The sequence below is a fragment of the Priestia endophytica DSM 13796 genome, from assembly GCF_900115845.1.
GTDB lineage: Bacteria > Bacillota > Bacilli > Bacillales > Bacillaceae_H > Bacillus_I > Bacillus_I endophytica.
In genome coordinates this window covers 41,668-56,266 of sequence record NZ_FOXX01000004.1, presented here as the reverse complement: position 1 = coordinate 56,266, position 14,599 = coordinate 41,668, and the positions used below count along the sequence as shown (strand labels likewise).

Sequence of the window (14,599 nt, the reverse complement as noted above, 5' to 3'; positions counted from 1 at the left end):
CTCCATGTAGGAAGCTCCTCTTTTACTTATTCTTCTCTTTTCTTGCGGCGAAATGGCCACCAGTTTCCTTCAGAAAGCGTAACAGTTACGGCTGGAATAAGCAGTGGTAAAATGACAATTCCGTATAGAAGCAACCCAATAATAATGACTGTTGCAACTTGAACAAGCGTAAGCACGCCTGATGGAATCATGGCTGCGAACGTTCCTGCTAGAATAATGGATGCTGTAATAATGACAGATCCCATTTTACGCATTGATATCACCATTGCATCTGGTATGCTTTCCCTAACTTCTTCTTGGAAACGATCAAGTAAGAAAATAGAATAGTCAATTCCTAATGCAATTAAAATAACAAAGCTAAAGAATGGAACAGCCCAGCTTATACCACTTTCACCCATCACATTTACAAACAGAAACTCTGAAATCGAAATCGCTGTGTAGTATGTGACAAGCAGTGAAGCAATCATATATACGGGCATGATCATCGAACGGAATAAAATAGTAAGCACAACGAAAAGTCCAACCATCATAATAATCATGGTTCTTGAAAGATCTGTTGTGGAAATATCGTTTAAGTCTGCATTCGAACTTGAAATGCCGCCATACATAATTTCAGCACCTTCAAAAGGTGTATTAACAACAGCACGATCTACCGCTTCTTCAATATCTTTCACCGTTGCGATCGCTTTTTCAGAATACGGATTTGAATCTAACACAACGCTTAGTTTTAAACCTTTTCCATCATCAAATGAATATGTGTCGATTGATTGTTTAAAATCTTCATTTTGTATTGTTTCTTCTGGAATATAAATGCCTGTTTCACGAACAGTTTGACTGTTGCTCATATTCCCTAACGTGTCTTTTGCTTTTGTAAGACCATCCGAAATTTGTGTTAATCCATCATTGGCATCTTTCACTCCTTGAGAAAGTTTGCTTAAGTTTTCACTTAGCGCTTTTGTTTGTTGCTGTGCTCCTTCAATTTGCGTGTTTGCTCCTTGTAGACCTTCTGCAATTGTGCCAAGTTGTCTATTAATCGCTGTAATTTGCGGAAGAGCTTCGTCAACGTTTCCTGTTAAAGCAAGTTTTTGACTTACAAGTCCAAGCTGTTCATTTGCTTGTGCCAAACCGTCCCCAGCTTGTGAAAGAGAACTTCCACTGTTTCCTGATGAAGCACTTGTTTCACTTGAAATTTGATTTAATCCGTTTTGGACCGTTGTTAACCCTTTTTTCACATCGTTAAGACCATTAATTGTATCTCCAAGACCATTTGAAACAATCCCTAGCTGTGAATCAACGTATAAATCTTTAATACGCTCACCTGTTGGCTGTGTAATTGTCATAACGGAGTCAACGTTATCTACTTTTTCAATCTCTTTGCTGAGATTTCCTAAGTATGGAATGCTTTTGGCTGTTGTTAAATCTTTATCGCCTTTGATGACGACTGTAACAGGGAATGCCTTTCCTTCTCCAATCGCTTCACTCATAGCATTTAATCCTTTAATCGATTTATAGTCGCTGCTAATTTCCGCCGTTGAGTCAAATGAAATTTCCTCGTCATATGTGAGAATAAACGGTACTGTGACGATCGCTGTGATGACTAAAAATAAAAATGGTCTTCTTACAGAATGTTTTCCTAAAAATCCCCACAGCTTATTTTCATTATGGGAAATAACTTTTTTCGATGGCCAGAAAAGTTTCGGACCAATCGTAACGAGGAACAATGGTAAAAGCGTAAATAGCACAAGAAGTAAAATAGCAACTCCAACGGCTACACCAACAGCAGATTGGAAAATCGCAAATTTTGCAAATCCAATGGCTGCAAAACCAATTAAAACGGCAATCCCGCTAATGAATAATGTTCGTCCTGCTGTGCGGTAAGCAATTAATGTTGCTTCTACTTTATCATGTCCGTTCGCAAGCTCTTCACGGAAGCGAGTGAGAATTAAGATACAGTAGTCTGTGCCGATTCCAAACAAGATTGCTACTAAAAACGTTTGTGTAAACGTAGAAATTGGGAAGTCAAAACTGTGCACTAAAATGGCCAACAATGACTGACTGATTAAATACGTAACACCGACAATTAAAATAGGAACGAATGGTGTCACAATTGAACGGAATACAACAAGAAGCAATCCTAAAATTAAGAAGACTGTAATTACTTCTGTTTTCTTTAATCCATCTTCAGAACTGTGTGCAAAGTCTTGATTAATGAGCGATGCCCCTGTCACATATGTTGTTAAACTTTTTGGTGTTTCTTTATAAATATCATCTGCAATTTTTTCAACTTCTTCATCAGATCCTTCAACAGTTGCCGGAATAAGTACGGTTTTTTCATCTTTTGACATCAGCTGTTCTCGTACTTCTTTGTCTTCTGTTAAAGGAGTTGTAATCGACTTCACTCCTTTAATATCTTCCATTTTGTCTATTAAGCTTTGAATATCTTTTCCTTGCTGTTCATCCAACGCTTTATCTAGCGTAACAACAACGCTTATCGTGTTATTGTCTTCTCCTGCATCTTTTAAGATTTCGGCGGCTCGCTGAGAAACCGCATCATCTGGAAGCTGTGTTTGCCCTTTTTCATTCGCAAGCTTTGTTAAATTAGGAGCCGTTAGCATCAACGCAGCTGTTAGGACAATCAATAAAGCAGCGATTACCCATTTAAACTTAATGATTAGTCTCATCTGTACTATCTCCTTTTGCAATCAACGTTTCTTTTACGGTTGTGAAAATATCGATAAATGTATCAATTTTTTCATCTTCTATGTTGCTTAATATGTCCTCAATGACAGCAAAAATCGCTTTGTCCATTTCACTAATAAGCTTTTCACCTTGAGGGGTAATGCTTACTAATTTTGAGCGCTTATCGTCATTTGCATCAGGGTTTTCCCATTGAACCAAGCCTTTATTTAGCAATTTTTTCAATCGATTTGAAATCGCACTTTTATGTACGCATTGCACAAGAGCCAAATTCCCTGGTGAAGAAGGACCTTTAATTTTGAGCGTGTTTAACAGCTCAAACTGCTGTTTAGAAACGTGATCAAACAAGTTTTGGTCCACTTTTTTACTAATCACTTCAGAGCCTGTAAGCAAAACGTCTTCAAAAAGTTTAACCGCTTGGTATAAATTTCTTTTAGTCAATTTCCTCTCCCCTTTCTCTATATAGTTTATAGGGATAAACAATATCACAAAGTATAGTTTATAGGGTTAAACAATCTGTTGTCAATCCTAAATGTTCAATTAAAATCCCTTTTTGTATTTATTTATCTCCCTTTCTAATCATTAATATTTGAGAATTTTTCATAAAAAGAGTTCTTAACCTTTTCGTGGTCAGCTGTGTCACATGAAGAAAATGTGGTCGGTTTTAGTACTAACTGGATTAGGGAAGCAAAAAGAGCATCTAATAATGATATTAGATGCTCTTTTTGCTAGCGAGAGTCAATTTTATATGAATGTTTGCCATGTGTATATTTTTGTTTAACATGTCTAATTATTCGCTATTTATACAGCATTCAAATATAGAATAGATTGATAAAAATAGATTAGCTCTACTTCCACTGTTGTTACATTAATTTCGCTTTTGTTGTATTATCTAATTTATTTTTCCCTTTGAGTGACTAGGTGGTTTAATAACGATAGCTATAATAAAGGATAGAATACAAAGAATCCCTATAATAATAAATGTTGGTTTAAATCCTCCTAGAAATGCTGCAATAAAAGAGCCAGCAAGTGCCCCTAAACCAAAGCCTTGATAGACAATTCCATAATTTTTACTATGGTTTTTCAAACCGAAAAAATCACCTACAATAGCAGGAAATATAGTAATATTCCCACCAAAACAAAAAGCGATGGCTGCGACACAAGCAAAGAAAATTTCATAATTCAACTGAACAAAACTCAGTATAAGCACAGCTATAGCTGTAATTAAAAAAGTGAAGGCAATAACTTTCAAACGACTAACCTTATCAGAGAGTGAACCAAGAATAAGGCGACCGACTGTATTAAAAATAGCAATCATAGCCACTGCATTAGCAGCCACAGCAACATTTAAACCAGCTAATTGAACACCTATGTCTTTAACAATGCTAATCAAATATAAACCGCTCATACATGCTGTAAAGAACATAATGAAAAGTAAGTAAGCCTGTTTTGTTACTAGCATTTCTTTAACTGTATAATCTCGTTTATTCTGCGTATTCTCTGTATTCATAGGTGTTTCCTCTATAATAGCTTCTCTTAAAAGTAAAGATCCTCCAACTACCATGACCATAACGATGATACCCCAGTAGAAGAAGGTTTGGGAGATACCTACATGATTAATGAGAGCTGTATTAATGTATTTAAAAATTAAGCTTCCTAATCCATATGCAGATACAGAAACTCCAGAAATGAGACCTTTACGATTCGGAAACCATTTAATTAAGTTAGATAAAGATGTAATATAAGCTGTTCCATCAGCAAAACCTACAACAATACCCGCCAGCAAATAAAGCATTAGGAGCGAAGAAACTTGTGAGGTAAGAATTAACCCTAACCCAAGAATAAAACCAGATAAGGCAATTAATTTACGAATTCCCCATTTTTCCTGTAGTCTTCCCGCAAATAAAGTAGCAAAAGCTAAGGCAAAACTCGTGATAGAGAACGTTATAGCTACGGAACTAAGCTCCCAATCGAATTTATTAACTAATGGTTGATTAAATAAACTCCATGTGTAAATTGTCCCGAGTCCCATTTGGACAATAATTGTTCCTAGAATAAGAAACGCAGGGTGTATATCCTTGCTTTTCATGATAACTAATCTTCTCCCATCTTGATATTGGACCTTCTTAGTTATAGAAGTTTTATAGGACTTTTAGTATTAATAAAATGCTCACCTATAAGTCAAAGGTTATTGTATCCAAGATAAAGGGGAAGATACGCGGTCTTCTTCTTTATGAATAAAAACAAGCTGTATATACTATTGTAGATTCATTCTACTCTTAGTTGCTGAATTACATATAGATTAAACCGATCTGTCTAAAGGAAAAGAAAAAGCGTAAACCTGGTGTCATTCAATGGATTTACGTTTTTTTCTTCTGATAACCAACATTATGTGCAGTGAAAGTTTATGCTAAAGATACTAAATAAAAGACAGTAAAAAGAATCTTTTGCTTATCGCTAGCAAAGGCTTCTCAAATTTATATAAATGGGAAATATGTTATTAGTTTGAGCAGTTTTATAGTTCATATACATTAGCTTCTGCAACAAATATAAAGCATTCTCCTTTTACACACTTCTTATCTAATTAAAGAGATAATGTCCCCTTACTATCTAAACATCAAAAAATTCTTTGGTTTGCATTAAGGGCTTTAAAAATTGCCTCCTATATGCCATGTTCTTGAAATCGTTGTGATATTTCCCCATCGTATAAACGTCTTTATATCTGAGTAAATTAAAGATGCCTTACTCTTTAGGTTACATTTACACTTTGCTTTTAATTAAATTTGGATAGCTGTTAAGAAAGTTTCACGGCATTCTAAGTCATAAGGATATTGAAGATAAAATACTTTTTAGGAGGATAAAAATGAATAATCATATTAAAACTGAATTATCATTATTCAGTGAGCTTTTATTGTCTTTACTGTTAACACTTTGCTTAGGTATTTATTGTTTAAAAACCTTTGATCCATTCCCATGGCTTTCCTTTATCGGAGTTCTAATTGGAATTGCCCTTATTGTTACTTGCTGGGAAGAGAAAGAAAACCAATGGATTTTTTTAGTTAGTGGCTTATTAGTTAACACCATTGTTTGGTCTGTCTTTTTTAATTGGTCTTCTTTTTTCTAACTATATGCATTTGTAAAATATAAATCAGCTTGCGTCACATTTATTAGGCACAGGCCGCTTTGTATTTCATTTAAATCATAAAAATATTTTTATTCATTGCCCCATCGCTCCATGTATGCTTATTTCTCTTTGTGTGATAACCATTCAGCCACAACTTTAGCCTCTTCCGCAGAAATAACCCCCGCTGGCATAGCGCCTTTACCATTATTAATAATATCTTCTATTTCATTTTGTTGATATTTTAAACCTACTCTATTTAAAGGAGGTCCAGATCCACCTTGTAAGTTGTCTCCATGGCAAGCTATACAGTTTTGACTTACAATTTCTTCTGGATTACCGACAGTTGTTGCTTCCCCGTCCTCATTTTGTAGATCTTGAGATCCTTTATAAAAAAACAGTAAAAATAATAGACATCCTATGAGAACAATATTGATTCCAGAAGTAATCAATATTTTTTTCATATTATAACCTCCGAATCGAAATTTTCTATGACAACTTAATTATGGTGGGCAATGAAGGTGAAAACTATTTTCTAGCTTAATAACGTTAGCACCTGTTTCGGTCATATTTTATTATTTACATCCAAGGCAATTATTATCTCTATTATCTATCTAAAAACTCACAGTAAATAAAGAACCATTAAGCCGAAAGTTAATGGTTCCTTGTCCTTTGTCGCTTCGTTTTTCTTTATGTTATGCAAGCTTATTTTTGAGGTTGGCTTTCACAAGTTGCCCGCCTTTTTCTAAGTATTTTTGAATACCTTCAGCAGCCCGATACGCCAATGCACCTACTGTTCCTGTAGGATTATAGCCTCCGTTATGTGGAAAAGCAGACGCACCAATGACAAAAACATTCTCTACATCCCACATTTGGAGATAATTATTGAGTGCAGATGTTTCTGGATTGTCTCCTAAGATAACTCCACCAGTGATATGGTCATTCCATCCTGGTACGATATCAAAGTGCTCACTTATTTCCCCTTTCTCGACTAATTCCGCGCCCATTTCTTCTATAATTTCTGCAATTCTGTCAGTAAGAAAATGAAAAATTTTAGCATCGTGTTCAGTGAAATCATAGGTTAATCGGGTCAGTGGGAGTCCATATGCGTCTTTATAGGTCGGATCCAAACTAATATAATTATTGCGATGTGGCAAAGAAGTTCCCTGAGCCCAAGCAGCAATAGAACGGTTATAGTACTTGATGGATTGTTGTTTAAATTCTTTCCCCCATGGTTTAGTTCCTTTAGGAACAGCATTTTCTAAAATTGGCCGTTTGCCTAATTGTTTAATTGAAATGGACCCACCATGAATGAAATCTAGATCAGTATGATCAAAGAAATCGCCGTTATAGTCATCCACTGTTACACCGAGGGCTCCTGCCCCCATAGAAGCATTATATTTATCCTTAAAGAAGCCTGTTGCTTTTGCAGTGATATGATAACAGTAGTTTTTACCGATCACGCCATCACCGGTTTTTGGATCATATGGGCGACCAAGTTCAGACAACAGCAACAATTTGGAATTATTCATTGTATAACTTGTCAAAACAACTACATCTGCAGCCTGTTCAAATTCTTCTCCTGTTTGTACATCTACATAGCGTACTCCGGCAGCTTTTTTCCCATCATGAATAATACCCGTTACGTTGGAATATGGACGTAAATCAAAATTACCAGTTTTCTCAGCTGTCGGAATAACTGTCACAACCGGAGTAGATTTTGCTCCGTATTCACAACCGAATTTTTCACAGAATCCACAATATTGACACTGATTTAGCGTTTGACCATCCGGATTTGTATATGTTTGTGAAAGATTACCTGATGGAAGACGGAACGGATGAAGTCCAAGGTTTTTAGCGGACTTTGTAAAAAGCTCCAGCATTGGTGTAGTTTTCATTGGTGGATTAGGATATGGATTCTTTCTTGGTGGTCCAAGAGGGCTCTCTTCCCCGCTTGTGCCAGCTGTTTTTTCAAATTTATCATAATAAGGTTCTAATTCGTTGTATGTAATGCCCCAATCCTGAATGGTATACTCATTAGGAATTTTATTTTTCCCATATTTTTTTTCGGTCATTGACTTCAGCTCGAAATCATATGGAAGAAAACGCCACGTATCCCCATTCCAATGGGTACTCGCTCCGCCTACTCCAGTTCCAAGTAGAAACGCTCCAAGCTGTCTCATCGGTAATGCCTGCTCATCTGGGTTATTTCTGAAAGTAATGGTCTCTTTCGACAAATCTTGCATTAACTCATAACGAACAGCATATCGATACTCATCATGCACCATTTGGTAATCTTCAGTTGTTTTATATTTTCCTCGTTCAAGGCCAACGACTTTTAAGCCTTGTTTTGCCAGTTCCGCAGAAATAATGCCCCCTGCCCAACCGATACCTACTACTACAACATCAACCTTGTCCAATTTTGTAACCATAGACTTTCTCCTTTACATATGATCATTTAATGCAATTGGTCCTTTTTTTATAAATTTTTCTTCTTCGATCTCATTCAAATAGCTCATTTGGGCGCCCGGAAATTCCTTCATATTCCAACCTTTCATATCGGCATTTCCGCCATACAGAGGATCGGCATAAGCACCGGAAAAAGTGGCAGATATTAACGTATTAAAGAAAAATGAAGCCTTTACGCCTTTTATCTCTACCTTATCTTCTTCAAACTTAGTCAACAATTCATCTTGCTGTTCATCCTTCAGATCGACAAAGGAAGCATTATAATCATTTTTACTGACCTCTTCAATTTTACGAAGCCCCTTTAAGAAAAGGTCACGTCGTTTGAGTGGTGATTGGTAACCTTGAAATTCACTTCCTAAGAAAAAAGGTCCTTTCATATATTCTCTATCATTATGTCCATATCCACTTGCCAACTCATGGTCAATAAAATAAGGAACGCCTAATTGAATAGCTCCTGGTCCATTTTCATCTTCAGGAAAAATACGTTCAGTGGCAGCGCTTAGCGTATCAAAATCCTCACGACGGGTGAAAAATTTTAAAGCTCTGTTGTAATTTTTCTTTTCGCTTGTTGGAGGAGGAGGTGACTGTTGTTTATTCCCTTGGACACTAGTGCCTATAAAGGTTCCTAATAGGGTACCTCCCACTACTAAACCAGACTTTTTTATAAAGCGTCTGCGCGAGTGATTTATGGTATCTTTTTCATTAGTCATGTAATTTCCTCCATTTTTACATTTATTAATAAAGTATCGGTATCTCCAGGTGAATTAATACAAATATTACAACTTTTTGAATGAATTAATGTAGTAGAGAGATTTATGTTGATATGGAGAGGCGTAAAGGGTAAGAGTGAATAGGTTTATTGCTTCTTTTGCCTCCCATCCTTTATTTTTAATCAACTCCTAAAATTATAGCCTTGTTAAAGAAACATGCTGATTTTTGAGACTTTAATATAGCCAAGATTATAAAAAAAGAAACTCTGAATCAGAGTTTCTTTTTTTATGGTTCTATTAAAGCATTTTATTAATTCTCTCTCTTATTTTCATCGTTCAAATCTTCTAGATCTCCTACTGGATCTTCTGGATCTGAAACTGCATCTTCTTCTGCTTTATTATCCTCATCAATTCTAGATGGCATTTCGTTTTCTTTATCACCATTAATATCATCCACATCTTCCGTTGTATCATCTATGTGATCATTCATCTTATCAATATTATCCGCATTTTCATTTTCATCCACCTGATTTTGACCGTCTTGAGGATTAGGATCCTGATTCGCATTACAGCCAACTACCATCAAAGCGGATAAAAATATACTTGTCATGATAAGATACCGTTTTTTATTCATGGTCATTCCCCTTTCTTGATTTATATCATCTTTAATTCTTTACGATTCCCTATGTAATAAGAAACATGTATTACTAGATTAAAGTACTTAGAAAAAGCCTATAATTTGGTTATTTATTCATAAATATGTGGATAGAATTGTTAGTCTTTTTGAATCACGTATAAAAAATGAACAGCTTTGGGAATATATGAAAAGAATTATAAATAAACGGCTTCCTTACGACTGTCAACCGTGCGAAAAGTGCTACTAGGTGATCCTACCCGAAAACTTTGAAAAGTAGTGCCCTAGAGCTTATGTGTAGAAGAATTTTTTTGAATGGAGGATTTAAGTGATGTTTCAAAATATCGGTATTCCAGGCTTGATTCTAATTCTTATTATTGCCCTTGTGATTTTTGGACCTTCTAAATTACCTGAGATCGGGAGAGCTTTTGGTCGAACTTTGACCGAATTTAAGAGCGCAACTAAGGGGTTAGTTTATGAGGATGATAAAGAGGAAGAGAAAAAACCTCAATTAACGGCTGTTGAAAAGCCGCAAGAGAAATCGGTAATTAAATAAGGAATATATAGACGGGGTAACTCGTCTATTTCTATTTTATCTCATACTTATATGATAGCAGGAGGCAACTGACATGGAAAACGACCATGGAGAACTTATTGGACATTTGAATGAACTTCGTCAAAGAATTATTAAAATCTTGTTTACCTTTATCATTTTCCTTGTGACTGCATTCATTTTTGTAGAGGATATGTATAATTGGTTAGTTAGAGATCTTGATGGGAAATTAGCTATCTTGGGTCCGGGTGATATTTTATGGGTATATATGATTATCTCGACTATATGCGCCATAGCTTTTACTATCCCTGTAGCTTCATACCAGGTGTGGCGATTTGTAAAGCCGGCTCTGACAAGAGAAGAAAGTATGGTGACTTTAAGCTTTATCCCAGGGATATTTGTTTTATTTATTACAGGAATATCTTTTGGATATTTTGTACTGTTCCCGACCGTATTAGGATTTTTAACAAACTTGTCCGTTGGGCAGTTCGAAACAATGTTTACGGCAGAGGAATATTTTCGCTTCATGCTTCATTTGAGTTTACCCTTTGGTTTCTTATTCGAGATGCCTTTGGTCGTAATGTTTTTAACGAGACTGGGAATTCTTAATCCAATGAGATTAGCTAAAGCAAGGAAACTCTCCTATTTCACCCTCATTGTTGTATCGGTTTTAATCACTCCGCCTGATTTTATCTCGGATATTCTAGTGATTGTTCCTTTGCTGCTTCTGTATGAATTGAGTATCACCATTTCCAAGTTTGTTTATAAGAAGCGAATTGAAAGCGATGTTTCGATATAATCCGAACAACTATGATAGACGATGGACTTATTGCCTTATTCAAAGTGCACAAGCTTGAACAAATGAAACAAGGTACTTTTTATAGAAACCTAAGAAAAACTAGACCTAAAACGCTCGGTCCTTTTAGGTATTATGCTTGTTTTTGAATGGATGTAAAAGATAGTAAGGAACCCCTACCTTTATTAGAAGGAGGGGTTTTTACTAAATTAGTGATGATGTTGATGTCCATTCTCTGGTTTAGGAGCGCCATCTTGTAGAAATTCTAATTCACTCTTAGATAATTCCCCTACAATAAACTGTTTCTTCGGCATAATAGGATCTTCGCCTTTACTGGCATGTACTTGTACATAATATAGCCCATCTTGATTTAGCTTTTTCGTTAAACGATAAGTGCCGTTTTTCTCTTTCTTAGCTTGTTCCATTGGAAATTTTACTGAGCCATTTTGTTTCCATATCTCAAAATGGACATAATCTGGATTCTCAACTTTTTTTCCATCTTGAGTTAGATTGACTCTAAAGGTTGTCTCTGTATTCGTTGATAACGATTTTGGTAGAATAATCTCAGCTTGAAGAGGATGTTCCATCTTATATTGTTTCGCTGCATCTGGTTTAATAGAGCAAGCCGAAAGCAAGAGACTGAGAAGAAAAAAGAATCCTATATACATATATCGTTTCTTTTTCAAGGATTAAAACCTCCTTTATATTGGAATTAAGCATTCATAAACTTCTTAACAGAAGGAATTCTTTTGATAATGAGCCAATCCAACAACCAAACAAAGATAAGAGATAGCCCTACCAAAGGAAATACAATGCCTAATCCAATTAAAACAACGAGAAAAACCTTCATGGTTCTGATACTAGGAGCTTTAGGAGCGCCCATCTCTTTTTTCGGTTTACGTTTCAACCACAAATAAAAACCACTAACGGCAATAAAAATAATACCTAAACAAATGACAAGACTAACAAGTTGGTTAAGGAAACCGAATTGGGTTCCTTTATGTAATGTAATTCCCAATGCCACTAGTTTTCCAATAAATCCGTAATGATCATAACGGTAATCAGCTAGCACAGCACCCGAGTATTGATCAATATGAATGGTCGCTTCATCTTGTGCTTTAGGTGGAAACGCTGATAGCGTATATACGCCTTCTTTATCATTTGGAATACTAATCGTATAACTAGGATGCATTCTTTTGCGATTTGCAATATCCACTACATTGTCAATGGAGAGCGGGACTAATCCCTGAAGTTCAGACTTAGGGACATCTAAGTTTTCCGCTGCCCAAGGTACCTCTGCAACGTCTTTTGTTTTTACAACAGAAGTAGGAGCACTTCCTGTCCAGATGGAAGGAGGGTATCCTGATCCTGAATTCGTAGCGATCGATTGGAAATTGGTTCCCCAAAAACCTGACCAAGGAAGACCAGTGAAAATCAAGAATAACATACCAGCTGTAATCCAAAATGCAGGGACAGCATGTAGGTCTCTTCTTAAAATCTTGCTTCCTTTCTTAAATCGGGGGAACAATACTCCGCCCATCCCTTTTTTCCTTTTTGGAAACCATAAAAATAGCCCAGTTACAATAAGAACAATGGCCCAGCAGGCTGCCAATTCTACAATTCGATCTCCTAGCGTCCCAGCCATCAATTCTCCATGAATTTCTTCAATCTTATCCATGATACGATCTTCATCTTTCAACGTTCCCATAGATTCACCTGTATAAGGATTCATAAAAACAGTAAGAGATTCATCATGGGAAACGATGCCCACTTCACTTGATCGATCGTCTGTTTCTCCTGGACGATAAGAGGTGACTAAAGCGTCAGGGTACAGTTTTTTGACCTCCTCTATTTGCTGCGAGGCAGGCTCTTTTTCTCCTTGAGGATTGATTTCATAGTACTCTTGATAAAGGACTTGTTCAATTTGGGGCTTAAATAAATAAACAGAACCTGTCACAGCTAAAATAACAAGGAACGGTGTAAACAAAATTCCCGCATAGAAATGCCATCGCCATACAGTACGATATAAGGAGTTTCCTAGATTTTGCTTCTTCGTATTATTTTGAGCAGAAGCCTGATTCTCTTCTCTTGTAATTTCCATTTCTTTTTCCTCCTTACTAGTCTCGGACGTCAAAAGATTCAATAATAACATTCTGTGATAATAGCTTGTTTAAATGTTGAGATATAAGCTCCTTCCTCTACGTTAAGTAGTCCTATTAAGAATATTTACTCATCATATCTTTATCATTATACGCAGGATAGATAGAAGAAGAATGACTCTAAAGAGGGATTTGTGAAAGAGGGTGCAGAGAATGCATAGAACAAAGGTAAAAATCAATCGACGTCTGTATTTAATGAATTTAAAAATCTTGGAAGGCAATATCCAAGCTTTTTACTGTCTATCATTTGTTTTATGTAGACCGAAAATGAATGAAGTATACATTCGATTTTAAAATCTCTTTTGGTAATATGTGTTAAAATAATATTAGGATATAACTTTGAAAGGAGCTGGTTTTGATGCCAACCTGTCAAAATTGCGGATATAAGTGGACCTGGAGAGAAACTTTTATAAAAATGTTTACGTTCAGAAATAAGTTAAAATGTTCATCATGTGGAGAATTTCAATATATTTCAAAGCAATCAAGAAACAAATTAAGTGTATTTACAATGATTCCATTTCTGATTTGGATACCTTTAGTATCTTTTAGTATGCCCTTTCAATATGTCTTAACTGTTGAACTCGTATCTTTTATTACAGTTTTTATTTGTATGCCATTGTTTTATAAACTTAGCAACGAGGAAGAACCGCTGTGGTAAATTCCTCTTCGCTGGATCCCTTATCAAAAATAGATACAAAAGGGATCTTTCATCAAAGATCCCTTTTGTATGCCGATAATCAACATTACGTGAAGGCTTCTTTCTCTATTTTACACTAACATTGATAAGCGAAGAATTGACCTTTTTGGATCACTATTACTTCCGCCTCTCTAATTGTCTATTTGTTTATCTTAATTTTGGAGTTAGATATAGGAGAAGCTGAGTTTAAAGGTTTCCACTTTAAAAAGGAGGTGCAAGCACGTGTTTAAAAGAAAATTGTTAACGGCTTTTATTACAAGTATCTTGTCTATTATCCTTATCTCTTTTCTCACTCCAATAGATAGCCTTTTTGGGGAAATGGACAACTATTGGAAGAGTGTATTATACAGTCCTTTAGCTTATGCTATGTATGTACTTCCAGGTGTTTTCTTGTACGGCTTACCTACCTCTCTCCTAATTGGAGCCGTAACCAACAAGATGGAAGCTGGGCAATTTCAGTTCTCTATTATAGGACACGCATTCTTTGGTATCCTTCCCTGTTTCATTCTTTGGTTTCTTACTATTTATTCGCTAGGAATTGCCCTCTTGTTTTGTATCGTAGATCATATGCTGAGTCGAAAAAGAGAAATTAAAGCAGCTACCTAATAAGCAGAAAATCTTTTCTTCCTTATCCACCTGTTTCAGAAACATAACGAAACAACATATAAGAAATTTTACATTTAGTTTTTGTTTTTCGTACACTTCCTCACTCAATACACCATTCAATCTTTTTAAATATTATTTTCTCATCATCTAAGCAAAG

14 protein-coding genes are annotated in these 14,599 nt (G+C 35.7%); 5 read left to right on the top strand and 9 right to left on the bottom strand.

Features of this window, described 5'->3' with window-relative positions:
- Nucleotides 1-26 precede the first annotated feature (26 nt).
- From BM012_RS09225 to BM012_RS09215, 3 genes are all read right to left on the bottom strand, one after another.
- The gene (locus tag BM012_RS09225; protein WP_061804381.1) at nt 27-2,681 is read right to left on the bottom strand and encodes an MMPL family transporter; all 2,655 of its coding nucleotides are present in this window, start codon (nt 2,679-2,681) and stop codon (nt 27-29) included.
- Nucleotides 2,665-3,138 (bottom strand): MarR family winged helix-turn-helix transcriptional regulator, encoded by a 474-nt coding sequence (locus tag BM012_RS09220; RefSeq protein ID WP_061804382.1) that lies wholly within the window; start codon nt 3,136-3,138, stop codon nt 2,665-2,667. The genes BM012_RS09225 and BM012_RS09220 overlap by 17 nt, the downstream gene beginning before the upstream one ends.
- 451 nt (nt 3,139-3,589) lie before the next feature.
- The gene (locus BM012_RS09215) at nt 3,590-4,786 is read right to left on the bottom strand and encodes an L-lactate MFS transporter (RefSeq protein ID WP_061804383.1); all 1,197 of its coding nucleotides are present in this window, start codon (nt 4,784-4,786) and stop codon (nt 3,590-3,592) included.
- A 774-nt stretch (nt 4,787-5,560) separates the two neighbouring features.
- On the opposite strand from BM012_RS09215, the gene BM012_RS09210 reads away from it, so the two are divergent.
- Complete coding sequence (locus tag BM012_RS09210) at nt 5,561-5,821, top strand: hypothetical protein (RefSeq protein WP_061804384.1); 261 nt, start codon at nt 5,561-5,563, stop codon at nt 5,819-5,821.
- Nucleotides 5,822-5,940: 119 nt separating this feature from the next.
- Here the strand turns inward: BM012_RS09210 and BM012_RS09205 are convergent, their stop codons facing one another.
- From BM012_RS09205 to BM012_RS09190, 4 genes are all read right to left on the bottom strand, one after another.
- Complete coding sequence (locus BM012_RS09205) at nt 5,941-6,282, bottom strand: c-type cytochrome (RefSeq protein ID WP_061804385.1); 342 nt, start codon at nt 6,280-6,282, stop codon at nt 5,941-5,943.
- Between the two features lie 231 nt (nt 6,283-6,513).
- Nucleotides 6,514-8,250, bottom strand: a complete 1,737-nt coding sequence (locus BM012_RS09200) for a GMC family oxidoreductase (RefSeq protein ID WP_061804386.1) — start codon at nt 8,248-8,250, stop codon at nt 6,514-6,516.
- Nucleotides 8,251-8,262: 12 nt separating this feature from the next.
- The gene (locus BM012_RS09195; RefSeq protein ID WP_061804387.1) at nt 8,263-8,997 is read right to left on the bottom strand and encodes a gluconate 2-dehydrogenase subunit 3 family protein; all 735 of its coding nucleotides are present in this window, start codon (nt 8,995-8,997) and stop codon (nt 8,263-8,265) included.
- 310 nt (nt 8,998-9,307) lie between these two features.
- Nucleotides 9,308-9,631 carry a hypothetical protein gene (locus BM012_RS09190; RefSeq protein ID WP_061804388.1) on the bottom strand — a complete coding sequence of 108 codons (324 nt, stop codon included), beginning with the start codon at nt 9,629-9,631 and terminating at the stop codon, nt 9,308-9,310.
- 331 nt (nt 9,632-9,962) lie between these two features.
- On the opposite strand from BM012_RS09190, the gene tatA reads away from it, so the two are divergent.
- Nucleotides 9,963-10,187: a twin-arginine translocase TatA/TatE family subunit gene (gene tatA, locus BM012_RS09185; RefSeq protein ID WP_019394379.1), complete on the top strand. Its 225-nt coding sequence runs from the start codon at nt 9,963-9,965 to the stop codon at nt 10,185-10,187.
- Between the two features lie 73 nt (nt 10,188-10,260).
- Nucleotides 10,261-10,983 (top strand): twin-arginine translocase subunit TatC, encoded by a 723-nt coding sequence (gene tatC, locus BM012_RS09180; protein WP_061804389.1) that lies wholly within the window; start codon nt 10,261-10,263, stop codon nt 10,981-10,983.
- A 206-nt stretch (nt 10,984-11,189) separates the two neighbouring features.
- On the opposite strand, the gene BM012_RS09175 is transcribed toward tatC, so the two are convergent.
- A complete protein-coding gene (locus BM012_RS09175; RefSeq protein ID WP_082802572.1) occupies nt 11,190-11,666 on the bottom strand; it encodes a FixH family protein in 477 nt (158 codons plus the stop codon).
- Nucleotides 11,667-11,692: 26 nt separating this feature from the next.
- The gene (locus BM012_RS09170) at nt 11,693-13,081 is read right to left on the bottom strand and encodes a PepSY-associated TM helix domain-containing protein (RefSeq protein WP_061804390.1); all 1,389 of its coding nucleotides are present in this window, start codon (nt 13,079-13,081) and stop codon (nt 11,693-11,695) included.
- A gap of 416 nt (nt 13,082-13,497) precedes the next feature.
- Here BM012_RS09170 and BM012_RS27220 point away from each other — a divergent pair, with 416 nt between their 5' ends.
- Together BM012_RS27220 and BM012_RS09160 are read left to right on the top strand one after the other, a co-directional pair.
- Nucleotides 13,498-13,797: a TIGR04104 family putative zinc finger protein gene (locus tag BM012_RS27220; RefSeq protein ID WP_061804391.1), complete on the top strand. Its 300-nt coding sequence runs from the start codon at nt 13,498-13,500 to the stop codon at nt 13,795-13,797.
- Nucleotides 13,798-14,058: 261 nt separating this feature from the next.
- Nucleotides 14,059-14,442 (top strand): hypothetical protein, encoded by a 384-nt coding sequence (locus tag BM012_RS09160; RefSeq protein ID WP_061804392.1) that lies wholly within the window; start codon nt 14,059-14,061, stop codon nt 14,440-14,442.
- The last annotated feature ends 157 nt before the right edge of the window (nt 14,443-14,599 follow it).